The organism is Persephonella sp. (genome assembly GCF_027023985.1).
GTDB lineage: Bacteria > Aquificota > Aquificia > Aquificales > Hydrogenothermaceae > Persephonella_A.
In genome coordinates, this window is record NZ_JALVTW010000033.1 from 134,374 (window position 1) to 150,852 (window position 16,479).

Sequence of the window (16,479 nt, forward strand, 5' to 3'; positions counted from 1 at the left end):
AGTTATAGTATTTATATGCATTTAGTCAAACAAAAGAGGTGAGATAATGGCAGAAAAATTATGGGGCGGTAGATTTTCAGAAGGAACTGATGAATTTGTTGAGGAGTTTACCGAAAGTGTTTCTTTTGATAAGGAACTGGCTTTATATGATATAAAAGGAAGTATAGCCCATGCCAGAATGCTGGGAAAACAGGGAATTATTCCACAGGAAGATGCAGAAAAAATAATAAAAGGTCTTGAAGAAATCAAAAAAGAGATAGAAGAAGGCAAATTCCAGTGGAAGAAAGAGCTTGAAGATGTTCACATGAATATTGAAAAGGCATTAATTGAAAAAATTGGTGATGTAGGAGGAAAACTCCACACAGGAAGAAGCCGAAACGACCAGGTAATAACAGCCTTCAGGCTGTATCTCAAAGAAGAAACAAACAATATAATCCAGCTTTTACGACAGCTAAAAAAAGCACTTTTAGAAAAAGCAAAAGAAACTGTTGATATAGTAATGCCTGCCTATACTCATTTGCAAAGGGCACAGCCAATAAGAATGGCACATTATTTTTTAGCTTATCTGGAAATGTATAACAGGGATGAGAAAAGATTTTCAGATACATTAAAACGTATAGACCAGATGCCTCTTGGAAGTGGAGCACTGGCAGGAGTTGATTTCCCAATAGATAGAGAGATGACTGCAAAAGAATTAGGATTTTCTCAAATCATGAGAAACTCCCTTGATGCTACAGCTTCAAGGGATGCAATAATTGAATTTTTATCTGATGCAGCGATTTGTATGTCTAACCTATCAAGACAATCAGAAGACCTAATAATATGGAATTCCACAGAATTCTCCTTTGTTGAACTTCCTGATAAGCTAACAACAGGCTCTTCAATAATGCCCCAGAAAAAAAATCCTGACGTTTTAGAGCTTATACGTGGAAAAACCGGAAGGGTCTATGGTGACTTAGTTGCACTCCTTACTATAGTAAAAGGTCTTCCAATGGCTTATAACAGAGACCTGCAGGAAGATAAAGAACCGGTTTTTGATGCAGTTAGAACCCTGAAAGGTTCAATAATAGGAATGACAAAGATAATAGAAGGTCTAAAACCAAGAAAAGAAGTTATGGAAAAAGCTGCAGGTGGATTTGCTTTGGCTACTGATCTTGCTAACTACCTTGTTAGAAAGGGAATGCCTTTTAGACAGGCACACCACGTTGTTGGACAGATAGTCGGTTATCTAACACAGCAAAACAGAGAACTGGAAAGTATTACACTGGACGAGCTTAAAAAGTTTTCGCCGCTTTTTGATGAAGATGCCCTTAATATCCTCAACCCTTATTATGTTGCAGATGCCAGAAAATCTTATGGCGGAACAGCGAAAGAAAGGATTTTAGAGCAGATTAAATACTGGGAAGAAAAATTACAATGAACGTCAGGCTTTTAGACTGGCAGATAAAAGCTATAAAAGAAGCTGTCCAGCAGGTTTTTGGCAATGAAGCAAAAGTGTATGTATTTGGAAGCAGAGCAAATCCTGAGCAAAAAGGCGGAGATATAGATATTCTGGTGCTTGTTCCAGATTTGGAGGACAAATATAAGAAAAAAAATAAACTCTTAGCCCAGCTTTACAAAAGGCTTGGAGAAAGAAAAATAGATCTGATTATTACAGATAGCATTAAAAATGATATAGAAAAGGAGGCTGTAGAAAAAGGAGTTTTACTGTGAACATAGAAACAATTCAAAAAAGATTTAATCAATATCTAAATGAAGAAGAAAAACACTTACAAATCTTAAAAGAAGACATTAAAACATTACAGCAGTTTTATCCTTTTAAAGCAGACACAATAGAAAAACTTTTGACAGATAAAGAATATCTAAGGATTTTAGACCAGCTGACATATAGATTTATGAAATTTCAGGATACACTTGCAAAACTGATAAGATATTACCTTCTTTTGAAAGGTGAGAATGTGGAAAATATGTCTGTTATAGACATTGTAAATCTTGCAGAGAAATTAGGAATAAGTATAAATGAAGAACTATGGTTTGAGATGAGAGCCTTAAGAAACAGCCTTACACATAAATACGCACAGGATTATCAGCAGATGGCAGAGGCTTTAAACCATCTTGTAGATTTTATTGATATATTTGAAAAAATTCTTAATGAGGTGAGGCAGTGATAGTAATATTTGACGTTGATGGTGTTTTGATAGATGTTACAAAATCTTACCATTACTCAATTTATGACACTGTTAAATATTTTGCAGAGGAAAAACCAAGGGAAGAACTACTTGATATAAAGTTTTCATTTAATATAAACAACGACTGGGATGCCTCAATAGCAGGAATACTTTATGCAAAATCAGGATTATCCCTTTCCCAGTTCAAAAAAGAGTTTGCCCCATTTAGCCAGTCCCTTGATGATATGTTCAGATACGCACAGGAAAAAGGAATTGAGCTGCCTGATTATAAAGAGCTTGTTCAGGTATTTGAGGATTTTTATCACCAGCATAGAGAAAGGGAGGAGACGATTTTCCCCCATGATGTTTTAGAAAGGGTCAGAAAAAAAGCAGATATATTAGGAGTTATCACCGGAAGACCATTTTCAGACCTTGACTATTCCTTCAAAAAATTTGACCTGTATAAATATTTTGATTACATAATCACAGAAGATGATATTCCCCAGCCGGAGCTAAGAAAACCATCCTCTTATCCTTTGAAACTATTTTTTGAAAAAGTTGAGTTTGATAATCCTGTTTTTTATATAGGGGACACAAAGGCTGACAAAAAAATGGTAGAAAGCTTCAACAAGGAAGAAAACAAAAATGTCAGATTTATCCTTTACCAAAATGAACATAATAAAGATTTAGAGGCAGAATACAAAATAAAAGCTCCAGACGAAATATGTGAAATACTAAACAGCTATGATTATGCGCAGGAGTGAGAGATGATAATCACAATTGATGGTCCTGCAGGTTCAGGGAAATCAACAATTGCTAAGATGCTGGCAAAAGAGCTTGGATTTACCTATATAGATACAGGGGCTATGTATAGGGCAGTTGCCCTTATGGTAAAAAGAGAAGGAATAGATCCTGATAATGCCAATGCTGTTGTTGAGCTTATGAAAAAAATTCAGATAGATCTTAAGCCTGCAGAAAATGGGGTGCAGGTTTTCCTTAATGGTGAAGATGTATCAAGAGAAATTAGAACAGAAGAGATAGGGAAAATAGCCTCAAAAATAGCAAGACACTCAGAAGTCAGAAAAATACTGGTTCAGATGCAAAGAGAGTTAGGGCTAAGAGCAAAAAATGTAGTGATAGAAGGTAGAGATACAGGAACGGTCATATTTCCTGATGCAGATATCAAGTTCTTTTTTACAGCCTCACCTGAAGTTAGAGCAGAAAGAAGATACAAGGAACTAAAGGAAAAAGGATTAAATATAAGCTATGAGGAAATCTTAAAAGAAATAAAAGAAAGAGACCATTTAGATGAAACCAGAAAAGATAGTCCCCTCAGACCTGCTGAAGATGCAATTATAATTGATACCACTGATAAATCTTTGTCTGATGTTTTTCAAAATGTTTTGAAAATTATTAAAGATAGATTAAAAAATTCAGGTTAAAATTTGAGTCTGTCAATCGCAGATTTTCGACCTTTAATTGAGACAAAATCTCACGAGAAATTTGGCTAAAATTTAAATCTCGGCTTTGTGTATCAATAATTTGTCGATCTCCAGGGATTTTTGCGGGATTAGAGGTCGACTGAAAATTAACTCAATTTGACAAGGACTATAATTTTTCGTATATTTAATTTCAACCAGATATATCAATGGCTATTTGACAATAGAATATGAAATCAATTTCAGGGTTTTTAGAGTGCCTATGAGGAATTGAAACCTCCTTCAGCCCAAATACTGTCAATTCCGTTCGTGTGTTTTTAGCGTGCCTATGAGGAATTGAAACTAGGGATTTTTCTTTTAATAGCTATTTGTTTTGCAAGGTTTTTAGCGTGCCTATGAGGAATTGAAACTCCTCATCGGTTATCTGCATCTTCCCTTTTTTGCCTACGTTTTTAGCGTGCCTATGAGGAATTGAAACACTCCCTTTTAATATATCGGTAATCTGTGAACTACGCAGTTTTTAGCGTGCCTATGAGGAATTTTCAACTTAAAGGTTTATCAGCCTAAAACTTTTTAAATCCCTATATTCTGTATAATCAAAACAGGTTCTATTATAATAGTCATTCATAAAATCATAGTTTAAGGAGTTTATTTGAAAAGCCTTATAAAGTTTTCATTTTCCAGATTTTCTGAGATTTACGATAAGGAGGCTGTTCTGCAAAAGGAAGCAGCCAAAATTTTGATAGACTTTGCACAAATAGAAGACGGAAAAGGTTTAGACCTTGGATGCGGCACAGGATTTTTATACAGATTTTCAAACTGGCAGGATTTGACGGGCATAGATATAGCCCTTGATATGCTAAAGTTTTATAAAAAATTCAATAATAGCTGTCTTCAGGCAGACATGGAATATCTCCCTTTCAAAAAAAACACCTTTGATTTCGTTGTTTCTAACTTCTCAATCCACTGGGCAGACCTGAAAAAAACCATAAAGGAAGTCCAGAGAGTCTTAAAACCAAAAGGAGATTTTATTTTTAATATTCCAGTGCAGGGAAGCCTTGAAGCAGTAGAACAAATGCTGGGGAATACCCAGTTTGATTTTTTATGTGTTCCTGAAATTCTAAAAACCCTAAAAGAAAATAATTTTGGAATAGAGAATTTCTTCATAAAAAATTTAGAAATGGAATTTCAGGACGGATACTATCTGCTTATGCATCTACACAAAACAGGGGTTGCCATTAACACAAAAAGCCAATCTTTAGGGGAGAAAAGAAAAATAGTTCAAAAATTCAAATCTTATCAAAAACCTGTAAAACTCAACTACAAACTACTCTTTGTAAAGGCATACACTACTTAAAAATTTTTGTCCTGAAAACCCTCATCTGCTTTCCATCAACAACTTCAAATTCAGGAGGAAGAATTTCTTCTATTGTATGAAGTTCTTTTATTCCATACTGGCTGCACAGGACATTTATTGATTTTATAATTTCATCTTTTTCCATAACAGCTGTTTCCCAGTAAGTAGCAAAAACAAGATTGCCATCCTTATCATGAATTGCCAGTCTTAGTTCGTCTACGACCTCTTGTTGAGGGTCACCATACATTGTTAATGTCCCGTAAAGCTCTTTTTCTTCCACAACTTACTCCTTGAAAAATTTTTAAGCAGGAAAAAATTTTAACACCAAATTTGATAAAATTAATGAAATTAATCTCAATTTTTCCGGAGGTTATATGCCTTACAGACTTTATCAAGAAGAAAAGCAGAAAGCTGTAAATATTCTTAATGATATAAAAGTAAAGCTTTATAACAAAGGCTGGTTTCCTGCAACAAGCGGAAATCTTTCTTATAAACTCCATGATGACCCTCTTTATTTTGCGATAACCAGCAGTGGAAAGGATAAAGGCACTGTTACCCATGAAGATGTTATTTTTGTGGACAAAGATGCAAAACCTATAGAAAAAACAAGACTAAAACCATCAGCAGAAACAAAAATCCACTCCCAGATATACCAGAAAACAGACGCAGGCTGCGTTATTCATATTCATACGGTAAATAACAATTTTGTGTCTCAGGTCTATTTTGAGGATAGATTTGTTCCACTAAAAGATATGGAAATGATAAAAGCACTGGATATCTGGAAAGAAGATGCCTTTGTTAAAGTTCCTATAATAGAAAACTGGTTTGATTTAGACAAACTGGCAGAAGAAGCAGGCAAAGCAATCAATCCGGAAGTTCCCGGATTACTAATTAGAAATCATGGAATTTATGCATGGGGTAGAAATGAGTTTGAGGCAAAAAGACATATAGAAGCATTTGAATTTATGTTTGAATACATGAAAGATATGATGCTTTTTACCGGTAAAAAATTTTAGGAGGTGGGTCCAATGCCAAAAATAGTTTTTAGAGATACAGGAGAAACAATAGAAGGTGTAGAAGCTGTAAAAGAATTCCTTGACAAATACGGAATTACTTATGAAAGATGGGGAGTAGAAAGATTATCACCAGAGCTTAGAGAAAATTATGAACTAACACCTGAACAACAGCAGGAAATCATAGACGCTTACAAAGAAGAACTTGAGAAACTCAAAAAAGAAAAAGGATACATAACAGAGGATATAGTTGTCCTTTCTGAAAAAACCCCAAATCTTGATGATTTGATGGCAAAATTCAAAAGGGAACACCACCATGTTGATGATGAAGTCAGATTCGTTGTCGATGGAAGCGGAATATTTCCTGTAAAAATTGAGGGAAGAGTTGTTGATATTCACGTAGGCCCCGGGGATTTAATTGTTGTTCCTGCAGGTGCAAGACACTGGTTTGAACTTGATGAACAAAGAAAAATCAAATGTATTAGGGTGTTCAAAACACCGGCAGGATGGGAAGCAATATACAACGAAAATGAAAAAGCAACAATGAATGATTAGGAGGGATAAATGGGATTATTAGAAGGGAAAAAAGCTCTCATTCTGGGAGTAGCAAACAACAAAAGTATCGCCTACGGAATTGCAAAGGCATTTCACAGGGAGGGGGCAATCTTAGGGTTTAATTATCTGAACGAAAAAATTGAAAAAAGGGTAAGACCTATAGCAGAAGAGTTTGGAGCTGAAATTATTACAAAATGTGATGTTTCCTCAGATGAAGATATCAAAAATCTTGCTGAAACCGTTAGAGAAAAATGGGGAACAATTGATATTATTGTCCACTCAATAGCCTATGCAAACAAAGAATTTTTAAAGGATTATTACTACAAAGTAGATAGAAAATCATTCCTTGAGGCTATGGATATAAGCGTTTACTCTTTTACTACAATTGCAAGGGAATTTATGGATATGTTTAATGAAGGGGGTAATCTCCTTACACTCTCCTATTATGGAGCAGAAAAAGTAGTTTATAACTACAATGTTATGGGTGTTGCAAAAGCAGCATTAGAAGCTTCTGTAAAGTATCTTGCAAGGGATTTAGGTAAATTAAAAAATATCAGGGTAAACGCTATTTCTGCAGGTCCAATTAAAACCTTAGCAGCCTCAGGAATTTCCCAATTTTCTGAAATACAAAAAATAGCAGCAGAAAGAGCTCCTCTCCAGAGAACTGTTACAATTGATGAGGTAGGAAATGCAGCACTTTTCCTGTGTAGCGACCTTGCTTCAGGTATAACAGGGGAAATTCTTTATGTGGATGCAGGATATAATGTAATTGGAATGTGATTAAAGACTTTTTATAAAATTAAGTGCCGTTCTACCGCTGAGGCTTCCTGCCTCAGTGGCATATTCCATTGCAAGTTTATGTAGTTTTTCTTTTTCAATATTAATCCCAAACTTTTCAGCATAAAACTCAACAATACTTAGATATGTTCTTTTATCAAACTTGTAAAACCCAAGTCTTAGACCAAATCTATCAATTAGGGATAGCTTTTCTTCAAGGATATCCGATGTTCTGGAATACTCATCAGCTCTGTCAGAAAATTTAATAGGAATAAGGTTCTTCTTGTTAGATGTTACATAAAAAAGCAGATTATCAGGAATTTCGTATATTCCACCGTCTATTATTGTTTTGAATTCTTTGTAATCCTTTTCCTGTTCTTCAAAAGAAAGGTCATCTATGAAAATAATAAATCTAAATTCTGGATTTTCATGAATTAGATTATAAAGCTTAAAGATATTCAGGATATCTTCTTTTAGAACCTGTATTAGTTTTAGACCTTTGTTTGCAAATATTGGAAGCATTGCCTTCACAATGGAAGACTTACCTGTTCCCCTTTCTCCCCATAAAACTGCGTGGTTTGCGGGATTGCCTTTAACAAACTTTTGTGTATTTTTCAAAAGCTTTTCTTTCTGATAATCAATGCCAATAAGGGAGTTTATATCTATTTTTGAGTAGTTTTTTATAGGAGTTAAAGAGTTGTTATGAAAAAGGAAGGCATCCGCCTCCCTGAAATCTGCTTTTAAATCCTCTGAGCCAATTAGTTTATCAATTTTTGATAAAACTCTATTTAATAGTTGACTATCTATCTTATCCATTTAACAGCTGGGATAGTATTTTATTTACAATTTTTGGATTTGCTTTACCTTTTGTTGCTTTCATTACCTGTCCAACGAAAAATCCCATAAGCTTTGTATTTCCGGATTTATATTTCTCAACTTCTGCAGGGTGATTTGCAAGCACTTCCTCAACAATTTTTCTTATTTCTCCTTCATCAGATACCTGTTTAAGTCCTTTTTCCTCAACAATCTGTTTTGGTTCTTTGCCTGTTTTGAATACTTCTTCAAAAACTTCTTTTGCAATCTTAGATGATATTGCTCCGCTGTCTATAAGTTCAACAATCTGGGCTATATGCTCTGGCTTTACAGGACTTTCTGTTATATCAAGTCCTTCCTCATTTAGCTTTCCTAAAAGCTCATTGATAATCCAGTTTGCTATCGCCTTTGGATTTTTTGAATAGGCTTCAACTGCTTTTTCAAAGAAAATCGCTCTGTCTTTATCTGCGACCAGAACCTCTGCATCATATTCAGTCAGCTTAAGCTCCTGAACATATCTTTTTTCTTTTTCATCCGGTAGTTCCGGAAGGCTTTCTTTAATCTGATTTATAAAAGCTGCTGTTATTCTTACAGGTATAAGGTCTGGGTCAGGAAAGTATCTGTAGTCATGGGCTTCTTCTTTTGTTCTCATTGTGAATGTTTTGCCTGTTTTTTCATCAAAAAGTCTTGTTTCCTGAACTATTTCACCGCCTTTTTTCAAGATTTTTGCCTGTCTTTCTATCTCATACTCAATAGCTTTCTGAACAAATCTAAAGGAGTTTATATTTTTAATCTCAACCTTTGTTCCAAATTTTTCTTCACCTTTAGGCCTGAGAGAAATATTTACATCACATCTAAGCTGCCCCTTTTCCATATCTGCATCAGATACGCCAATATATCTCATTATGTTTCTCAATTTTTCAAGATAAAGTCTTGCTCCTACAGCAGAACGGATATCAGGCTCAGAAACAATTTCCATAAGAGGTGTTCCAGCCCTGTTTAAATCTACGTAAGAGTATTTCCCTTCATGTATTGTTTTTCCGGCATCTTCTTCCATGTGGAGCCTATGAATTCTTATTCTTTCTGTTTTTCCATCAACTTTTATGTCTATATATCCATCTGTTGCAAGTGGTTTATCATACTGGGAAATCTGGTATCCTTTTGGCAGGTCTGGGTAGAAATAGTTTTTCCTTGCAAATACAGAAAGCTCATGAACTTTGCAGTTTAAAGCAAGGGACGCTTTTATTGCATACTCAAGGGCTCTTTTATTTAAAACAGGTAAGCTACCGGGCATTCCTAAACATACCGGACATACGTTTGTGTTAGGCTCAGCTCCATACTCAACTTTACAGGAGCAAAAACATTTGGTCTGGGTTGCCATCTGAACGTGGACTTCAAGACCAATTACAGGTTCAAACTCTCCCATTATATTCTCCCTGTTTTTATTATTGTCTATAGATTAGCAAAATTCCCTTTAATTGTGAAGCACATAGTATAATAACTACTACACACAAAATACGGAGGATTTTTATGGAATATCATGTAAAGGATTTATCCCTTGCAGACAAAGGAAAACTTAGAATTGAATGGGCAGAAAAAGATATGCCTGTCCTGAGACAAATCAGAGAAAGATTTGAAAAAGAAAAACCTTTAAAAGGTATTACAATAGCTGCATGCCTTCATGTCACCACAGAAACAGCAAATCTAATGATAACCCTGAAAGCAGGCGGAGCAGATGTTTATCTAACGGCTTCAAATCCATTATCTACTCAGGATGATGTAGCAGCTGCACTGGTTAAATATTTTGATATTCCAACATTTGCAATTCATGGGGAAGATACAGAAACCTACTATCAACATATAAAAGAGGTTTTAGATAGAAAACCAAATATAACAATGGATGATGGCGGAGATTTAATATCAACGCTCCACAAAGAAAGACAGGAACTTATCCCAAACATATACGGTGGAACAGAAGAAACAACCACCGGAGTAATTAGATTTAAAGCTATGGAAAAGGATGGAGTTCTAAAATTTCCTGTAATAGCTGTGAATGATGCTTATACAAAACATCTTTTTGATAACAGATATGGAACAGGACAATCAACAATAGATGGAATACTCAGGGCAACAAACAGACTCCTTGCAGGCTCTGTGTTTGTAGTAGCCGGTTATGGCTGGTGTGGTAGAGGAGTAGCAATGAGAGCTGCAGGTATGGGGGCAGAGGTAATTGTTACTGAGGTAGACCCATTAAAAGCCCTTGAAGCCAGAATGGATGGATATAGGGTTATGCCTATGAAAGAAGCAGCAAAAATAGCTGATTTTATTGTTACGGTAACAGGAAATATTAATGTTGTTGATAAAGAACATTTTGAAGTTATGAAAGATGGTTGTATAGTTGCGAACTCGGGACACTTTGATGTTGAGATAAACCTAAAAGTTCTCAGGGAAATGGCAGTTTCTCAAAGAGATATAAGGGAAAATGTAAGGGAATATCAGCTTCCAGATGGTAGAAAAATATATGTTCTTGCAGAAGGAAGACTGGTAAACCTTGCAGCAGCAGAAGGACATCCAGCCGCAGTTATGGATATGTCCTTTGCAAATCAGGCATTATCTGCCGAATACCTTGTCAAAAACCATCAAAAGCTACAACCTAAAGTATATAAAGTCCCTGATGAGCTTGACTTTGAAGTGGCCAGACTTAAACTAAATGCAATGGGAATAAAGATAGACCAGCTAACTGACGAACAAAAAAAATATCTATCAAGCTGGGAACACGGAACATAATATGAATGTAAAACCTGAGATAAAACAGCAGATTTTAGATGAGATATTTAAACTTTTAGATAAGGATAAAGTATGTGTTATATTGTTCGGTTCTTCTGCTTTAGATAAAGGCTCCAGATATTCTGATATTGATATTGGACTTTTTTATACTGAAGAAATAGAAGATGAGATTTTTTTAAATCTGAAAGAAAATCTAAATTACTGGGTTGATACAGCACGGATTATAGATTTAGTTGATTTCCAGAGAGTTAATTTAGATTTTTTAGAGTTTGCCCTTAAAGGAGCTATTATATGGCATGCGGGGAAAGAGTTCTTAGAAAACTTACTCAATCAGAAAAGGCTTTTGAAAAGTTGAAAGAAATAGAATCTTTAGCAGACGAATTAGAAAAGGAAATTTTATATGAAGTTTCTGCAAAAAGATTTGAGTATACATTTGAAAGTTTATGGAAAACTATAAAAGTTTTTTTAGAAGAAGAAAAAGGAATTGGGTGTAATTCTCCAATGGATTGTTTTAAACAATTTTATAAAACCATGAATTTAGATGAACAATATGAAGATAAAATTCCTAAAACAGTAAGATTTAGAAATGAGATTGTGCATATTTATGATTATGAAACAGCTGAGTTTATATACCACAACCTTGAAGATATAGTGGTTCCTTTATTTGGGGAAATAATTGATAAAATAAGAAACTATTGTCAAAATAAAGGAGGATAAATATGACAAGGGAAGAAGCTATCAAAATCTTACTTGAAACTGATGAAGAGTTTAGAAAATGGCATGAAGAAAGAGAGGAATTAAAATGGAAAATTCATAAATTAGAAAAACATTATCCCCCTGACCCTGAACTTGAAGCAGAAGAAGAAAGACTTAAAAGAAGAAAACTTTATTTAAAAGACCTTATGGAACAAAGGATAAAAGAATTTTTAGAAAAAAATCAGTAGAGGTAAAAAATGAGAAGTGATATTGTTAAAAAAGGCTTTGAAAGAGCGCCACACAGAAGTTTATTAAGAGCCTGTGGCCTTACAGAAGAAGACTTTAACAAGCCTTTTATCGGGGTCGCAAACTCCTATATAGATATTATTCCCGGACATGTTCATCTAAGGGAATTTGCACAGATTGTTAAAGATGCAATAAGAGAAGCCGGTGGTGTCCCATTTGAATTTAATGTGATTGGTGTTGACGATGGTATTGCAATGGGACACTCAGGAATGCATTATTCCTTGCCAAGTAGAGAAATCATAGCTGACGCAATAGAAACTGTTGTAGAAGCACATAAACTTGATGCACTGGTATGTATACCAAACTGTGATAAGATTGTCCCTGGTATGATGATGGCTGCTGCCAGATTAAACATTCCGGTAATATTTGTTAGCGGTGGTCCTATGGCAGCAGGTCATTTGCCGGATGGTAGGCCAATAGACCTTGCAACTGCCTTTGAAGCTGTCGGTGCCGTAGCTCAGGGACAGATGACAGAAGCAGAACTTAAAGTTATAGAAGAAAATGCCTGTCCTTCATGTGGTTCCTGCTCCGGTATGTTTACGGCAAACTCTATGAATTGCCTGGCAGAAGCTCTTGGAGTAGCACTTCCAGGGAACGGTTCAATCCTTGCAATTGACCCGAGAAGACAAGAACTTGCCAGACAGGCAGGAAGACAGATTATTGAACTTGTTAAAGCAGACCTTAAGTTCAGGGATATAGTAAATGAACAAACAATAGAAAATGCTTTTACCCTTGATATAGCAATGGGCGGTTCTTCAAACACAGTCCTACACCTTCTTGCGATAGCTTATGAAGCAGGAATTGAGTTCCCACTGGAAAAAATAGATGAAATATCAAGAAGAACGCCAACACTATGTAAACTTGCACCTGCAAGCCAGTATCATATGGAGGATTTAGACAGAGCAGGTGGTATATCGGCGATTTTAAAAGAATTATCCAAAAAAGGATTATTACATCTTGACAGACCTACCGTAAGTTTAAAAACACTTGGAGAAGTTATTGAAGATGCTGAAATAAAAGACCCTAATGTAATAAGACCAATAACAAACCCTTACAGTGAAACAGGTGGTCTTGCAATACTGTTTGGTAATATTGCCCCAGATGGAAGCGTTGTAAAAGCTGCTGCTGTGGACCCATCGATGCAAGTCTTCAAAGGCACAGCAGTATGTTTTGACAGTGAAGAAGAAGCTATTTCAGGAATATTTGGTGGAAAAGTCCAAGAAGGCAATGTTGTTGTAATTAGATATGAAGGTCCAAAAGGTAGCCCAGGAATGAGGGAAATGCTTTCCCCAACCTCAGCAATAATGGGTATGGGGCTTGGAGATAAAGTTTCCCTCATCACAGATGGAAGATTTTCAGGAGCTACAAGAGGAGCTTGTATAGGACATATTTCTCCTGAAGCTGCAGCAGGAGGACCGATAGGGATAATTCAGGATGGAGATGAAATTTTAATTGATATACCAAACAGAAAACTGGAGTTGTTAATTTCCGAAGAAGAGTTTGAAAAAAGGATGAAAGAATTTAAACCAAAACAAAAAGAAATCAAAAGCAGATGGCTCAGAAGATATGCAAAACATGTGGCATCTGCCAATAAAGGTGCAATATTAGAGGATGAATGTTTTTGAGGCTAAAAAATGAAGGTTATTAAAAGTGCGGAATCTGTCTGTCAGGGACATCCTGATAAGACAGCAGATATTATATCAGATGCAATATTGGACGAGCTCTTAATTAAAGACCCTTATACAAGGGCTTCTATTGAGGTTCTTATAACAACAGGACTCGTTCATGTGTCCGGAGAGTTATCAACAGATGCTTATGTTGATATTCCTAATATTGCACGGGCTGCACTTATAGAAATAGGTTATACCAAGCCAGAATATGGTTTTGACGGTTATACAGCCGGAGTTATCTCAACAATAAGTGACCAAAGTCCAGAAATAGCTCTTGGTGTTCCATCAGAAGGAGCAGGTGATACCTGCATAGTAGTAGGATACGCAACGGCAGAGACAGAAAACTATATGCCACTTGCCTGCAATATTGCAAATAGTATTACAAAAACCATAGATGAGCTTAGGAAAGACGATATAGTTCCATTTTTTAGACCTGATGGTAAAGCAGTAGTTGTAGTTGAATATGAAAATGGAAAACCTATCCGGATAGATTCAATAACTGTCCTTGTTCAGCATGAGCCCTATGTTTCAGAGTTAGAAATAAGAGAAGCCATAGAAGAAAAAGTATTAAAACAGGTTATTCCTCAACAATACATAGATGATAAAACAAAAATTGTGATTAACCCCCTTGGTAGATTTATTATTGGGGGCCCTATGGCAGATACAGGATTAACAGGCAGAAAAATCATAGCGGATGCTTACGGAACAGCAGCAGCCTCAGGTGGTAGTGCATTTTCCGGCAAAGATCCCACAAAAATTGACCGTTCAGCATCATATATGGCAAGAAGTATTGCAAAACATATAGTTGCTTCAGGTATTGCCAATGAATGTAATGTGGAAATGGTTTATGTGATAGGGGGAGATTATCCTGTTTCTTTTAATATAAAAACAGATACAAACTTAGATACTGAAAAGCTGAACCGAAAGATAAAAGAACTTTTTGATCTTTCTCCGGCAGGAATCATAGAAAAACTTGATTTAAGGAAGCCTATTTATAAGACAACCGCATCTTACGGACATTTTGGAAGGAAAGGGGATGAATTTACATGGGAAATATTAGACAAAAAAATAATGGAGGAATTACGTAATGTCTGACAATAACCATATTTATGATTTTGATGTATTCAAGGCTCTTGTAGAGCTTGAGATTAGAAGAATTGCCAGATACGGCAAAGATTCAAAATTTTCTATAGCATTTTTATATGCACCAGACCTTGCAACTAAATTTCAAAAAAATAAAGATAAGTTAAAAGAAACAGATATAGCCTTTATACTCAGAGATAACATTAGAGCAGTAGATGTTATCTCCCCTGTAGAAGAAGACTTTGTATTTTTATTTTTTCCGGAAACCGGAAAAGAAGAGGTAGAACAAGCTATTAAAAGAATAAAAAAAGTAATCGATGAAAATATAATTCATGGAATAGCCAGCTATCCTGAAGATGGGAAAGATAAAGACTTTTTATTTACACATCTTGTTGAAATTATGAATAAAGAGCTTATTCCTGTGATTGAATTAAAATAATTTTCCTATCACAATATCATAAGTGGCATAAAGGAAAATTTCACTGAGGGAGGGATGGAAATATATAAAATCGTGGATTTCCTCTGCAGTCATTTCGTTCCTTATAGCATAAGCCATAACGTGAATTAGCTCTGAAGCTTCTATTCCAACTATTGTTGCACCAATAACATGCTTTGTTTTTTTATCAAAAACAAGTCTGACAAAACCATCTGATTCAAGCTCATCAACTGCCTTTTCATTATAAGTAAATGGATAATATCCGGAAATAGCTTCTATTCCTTTTTCTTTAGCTTGTTGTTCACTTAATCCCACATGTGCTATCTCATAAGCTGTAAAAATAGACCATGGAACAAGGGAATAATCAACTTCTATCTTTTTCTCATCAAACATATTCTTTAAGGCAACCCTAGCTTCATAAGAAGCCACATGGGCCAGCATAGGTGAGTTCACAACATCTCCACAGGCATAAATATTTTCAAAATTTGTCTGTAGATAGGAATTGGTTTTTATAAATCCTCTCTCATCCTTTTCTATTCCAATATTATCTATATCAGATGTATTTGGTTTTCTTCCTACAGAAAGTAAAATCTTGTCAACTTTTAGCTGTGAACCATCCGAAAGGTTGACAACTATTTTATCTCCAGAGACTTTATAGTCTTTTACGGAAGTTTCCAGTTTAAATTCTATTCCAAGTTTTTTGAACTTTCTCTGAAGTAGTCTTGATATATCCGGAGAAATAATATCTGAGGACAAAAGTCTATCTTTAATCTCTACTACTGTAACTTTGCTTCCATATTGGGCAGAGATATATGCTAGCTCACAACCGGCAACACCACCACCAACGATTAAAAGATTTTCAGGAAGTTGTTCCATATTTTCCAGATAATCTTCGGTTGTAATCACGTATTTTCCATCCGGAACTATACCACCGATAGAAACTGGAATGGAACCGGTAGCTACTAGAATATACTTACCTTCTATAGTTTCTGTCTTCCCATCTTCATAGGTTATTTGAACTTGATTTTGACCTACTATTTTACCTGTCCCCTTATAAACAGGAACCTTTTTGGCTTTTAAAAGCTGTGAAAGAGATTTTCTTAAGAAACCTATAGCCTCATCTTTACCTTTTTTCGCCTGTAAAAAGTCAATTGAATTGGATGACAGATTAATTCCATATTTATTGAGTAGAGGAAGTTTTTCTATCTGATGGGCTCCTGCTCGATAGTATTTTGTAGGAATACAGGCTCTGTTAAGACAGTTCCCTCCTATTTTACTCTTCTCAACTATTGCAATATTTAGTTTTTTTCTAAGAGCCGTGAGGGTTGCTTCATAACCCCCAGGCCCCATTCCGATGATTATCAGGTCATACATTTTAA

General features: G+C 35.4%; 20 protein-coding genes and 1 CRISPR repeat array. Of the genes, 16 read left to right on the plus strand and 4 right to left on the minus strand.

What is annotated here, in order from left to right; genetic code table 11:
- The first annotated feature begins 46 nt into the window (after positions 1-46).
- The 6 genes from argH to MVE07_RS08960 all read left to right on the plus strand — a co-directional run bounded on the left by argH (position 47) and on the right by MVE07_RS08960 (position 4,964).
- The gene (argH, locus tag MVE07_RS08935; RefSeq protein WP_297456493.1) at positions 47-1,420 is read left to right on the plus strand and encodes an argininosuccinate lyase; all 1,374 of its coding nucleotides are present in this window, start codon (positions 47-49) and stop codon (positions 1,418-1,420) included.
- Positions 1,417-1,713 (plus strand): nucleotidyltransferase domain-containing protein, encoded by a 297-nt coding sequence (locus tag MVE07_RS08940; protein ID WP_297456496.1) that lies wholly within the window; start codon positions 1,417-1,419, stop codon positions 1,711-1,713. Before argH ends, MVE07_RS08940 begins: the two co-directional genes overlap by 4 nt.
- Complete coding sequence (locus MVE07_RS08945; protein ID WP_297456499.1) at positions 1,710-2,168, plus strand: hypothetical protein; 459 nt, start codon at positions 1,710-1,712, stop codon at positions 2,166-2,168. Before MVE07_RS08940 ends, MVE07_RS08945 begins: the two co-directional genes overlap by 4 nt.
- The gene (locus MVE07_RS08950) at positions 2,165-2,932 is read left to right on the plus strand and encodes an HAD-IA family hydrolase (RefSeq protein WP_297456501.1); all 768 of its coding nucleotides are present in this window, start codon (positions 2,165-2,167) and stop codon (positions 2,930-2,932) included. The genes MVE07_RS08945 and MVE07_RS08950 overlap by 4 nt, the downstream gene beginning before the upstream one ends.
- Positions 2,933-2,935: 3 nt before the next feature.
- Positions 2,936-3,610 carry a (d)CMP kinase gene (gene cmk, locus MVE07_RS08955; protein ID WP_297456504.1) on the plus strand — a complete coding sequence of 225 codons (675 nt, stop codon included), beginning with the start codon at positions 2,936-2,938 and terminating at the stop codon, positions 3,608-3,610.
- 244 nt (positions 3,611-3,854) lie between these two features.
- Positions 3,855-4,153: a CRISPR direct-repeat array (repeat unit 30 nt; unit sequence GTTTTTAGCGTGCCTATGAGGAATTGAAAC).
- A 106-nt stretch (positions 4,154-4,259) separates the two neighbouring features.
- Entirely contained in the window at positions 4,260-4,964 is a 705-nt protein-coding gene (locus MVE07_RS08960) for a methyltransferase domain-containing protein (RefSeq protein ID WP_297456507.1), read from the plus strand.
- Here the strand turns inward: MVE07_RS08960 and MVE07_RS08965 are convergent.
- Entirely contained in the window at positions 4,957-5,244 is a 288-nt protein-coding gene (locus MVE07_RS08965) for a hypothetical protein (RefSeq protein ID WP_297456510.1), read from the minus strand. The genes MVE07_RS08960 and MVE07_RS08965 overlap by 8 nt on opposite strands.
- A gap of 94 nt (positions 5,245-5,338) precedes the next feature.
- Between MVE07_RS08965 and MVE07_RS08970 the strand changes: the two genes are divergently transcribed.
- Genes MVE07_RS08970 through MVE07_RS08980 form a run of 3 tightly spaced genes read left to right on the plus strand, consistent with a single transcriptional unit; the run spans position 5,339 to position 7,312 of the window.
- The gene (locus MVE07_RS08970) at positions 5,339-5,980 is read left to right on the plus strand and encodes a methylthioribulose 1-phosphate dehydratase (protein ID WP_297456515.1); all 642 of its coding nucleotides are present in this window, start codon (positions 5,339-5,341) and stop codon (positions 5,978-5,980) included.
- Between the two features lie 12 nt (positions 5,981-5,992).
- Complete coding sequence (locus tag MVE07_RS08975) at positions 5,993-6,532, plus strand: cupin domain-containing protein (protein WP_297456518.1); 540 nt, start codon at positions 5,993-5,995, stop codon at positions 6,530-6,532.
- 9 nt (positions 6,533-6,541) lie between these two features.
- Positions 6,542-7,312 (plus strand): enoyl-ACP reductase, encoded by a 771-nt coding sequence (locus MVE07_RS08980; protein ID WP_297456519.1) that lies wholly within the window; start codon positions 6,542-6,544, stop codon positions 7,310-7,312.
- On the opposite strand, the gene MVE07_RS08985 is transcribed toward MVE07_RS08980, so the two are convergent.
- Both MVE07_RS08985 and gatB read right to left on the minus strand, forming a co-directional pair.
- Complete coding sequence (locus MVE07_RS08985; protein ID WP_297456522.1) at positions 7,313-8,125, minus strand: ATP-binding protein; 813 nt, start codon at positions 8,123-8,125, stop codon at positions 7,313-7,315.
- Positions 8,118-9,548 (minus strand): Asp-tRNA(Asn)/Glu-tRNA(Gln) amidotransferase subunit GatB, encoded by a 1,431-nt coding sequence (gene gatB / locus MVE07_RS08990; RefSeq protein WP_297456525.1) that lies wholly within the window; start codon positions 9,546-9,548, stop codon positions 8,118-8,120. The genes MVE07_RS08985 and gatB overlap by 8 nt, the downstream gene beginning before the upstream one ends.
- A gap of 104 nt (positions 9,549-9,652) precedes the next feature.
- Here gatB and ahcY point away from each other — a divergent pair, with 104 nt between their 5' ends.
- Genes ahcY through MVE07_RS09025 form a run of 7 tightly spaced genes read left to right on the plus strand, consistent with a single transcriptional unit; the run spans position 9,653 to position 15,103 of the window.
- Entirely contained in the window at positions 9,653-10,909 is a 1,257-nt protein-coding gene (ahcY, locus tag MVE07_RS08995) for an adenosylhomocysteinase (protein ID WP_297456528.1), read from the plus strand.
- Position 10,910: 1 nt separating this feature from the next.
- On the plus strand, positions 10,911-11,264 hold the full coding sequence (locus MVE07_RS09000) for a nucleotidyltransferase domain-containing protein (protein ID WP_297456531.1): 354 nt from the start codon (positions 10,911-10,913) through the stop codon (positions 11,262-11,264).
- Positions 11,201-11,626, plus strand: coding sequence for a nucleotidyltransferase substrate binding protein (locus MVE07_RS09005; protein WP_297456534.1), 426 nt, complete (start codon positions 11,201-11,203; stop codon positions 11,624-11,626). Before MVE07_RS09000 ends, MVE07_RS09005 begins: the two co-directional genes overlap by 64 nt.
- 2 nt (positions 11,627-11,628) lie before the next feature.
- Entirely contained in the window at positions 11,629-11,853 is a 225-nt protein-coding gene (locus tag MVE07_RS09010) for a DUF465 domain-containing protein (protein WP_297456537.1), read from the plus strand.
- A 9-nt stretch (positions 11,854-11,862) separates the two neighbouring features.
- Entirely contained in the window at positions 11,863-13,536 is a 1,674-nt protein-coding gene (ilvD, locus tag MVE07_RS09015) for a dihydroxy-acid dehydratase (RefSeq protein WP_297456540.1), read from the plus strand.
- A gap of 9 nt (positions 13,537-13,545) precedes the next feature.
- On the plus strand, positions 13,546-14,676 hold the full coding sequence (gene metK, locus MVE07_RS09020; RefSeq protein WP_297456543.1) for a methionine adenosyltransferase: 1,131 nt from the start codon (positions 13,546-13,548) through the stop codon (positions 14,674-14,676).
- Positions 14,669-15,103 (plus strand): hypothetical protein, encoded by a 435-nt coding sequence (locus MVE07_RS09025; protein WP_297456546.1) that lies wholly within the window; start codon positions 14,669-14,671, stop codon positions 15,101-15,103. Before metK ends, MVE07_RS09025 begins: the two co-directional genes overlap by 8 nt.
- Here the strand turns inward: MVE07_RS09025 and lpdA are convergent.
- Positions 15,095-16,474, minus strand: a complete 1,380-nt coding sequence (gene lpdA / locus MVE07_RS09030) for a dihydrolipoyl dehydrogenase (protein WP_297456549.1) — start codon at positions 16,472-16,474, stop codon at positions 15,095-15,097. The genes MVE07_RS09025 and lpdA overlap by 9 nt on opposite strands.
- Positions 16,475-16,479: the final 5 nt, after the last annotated feature.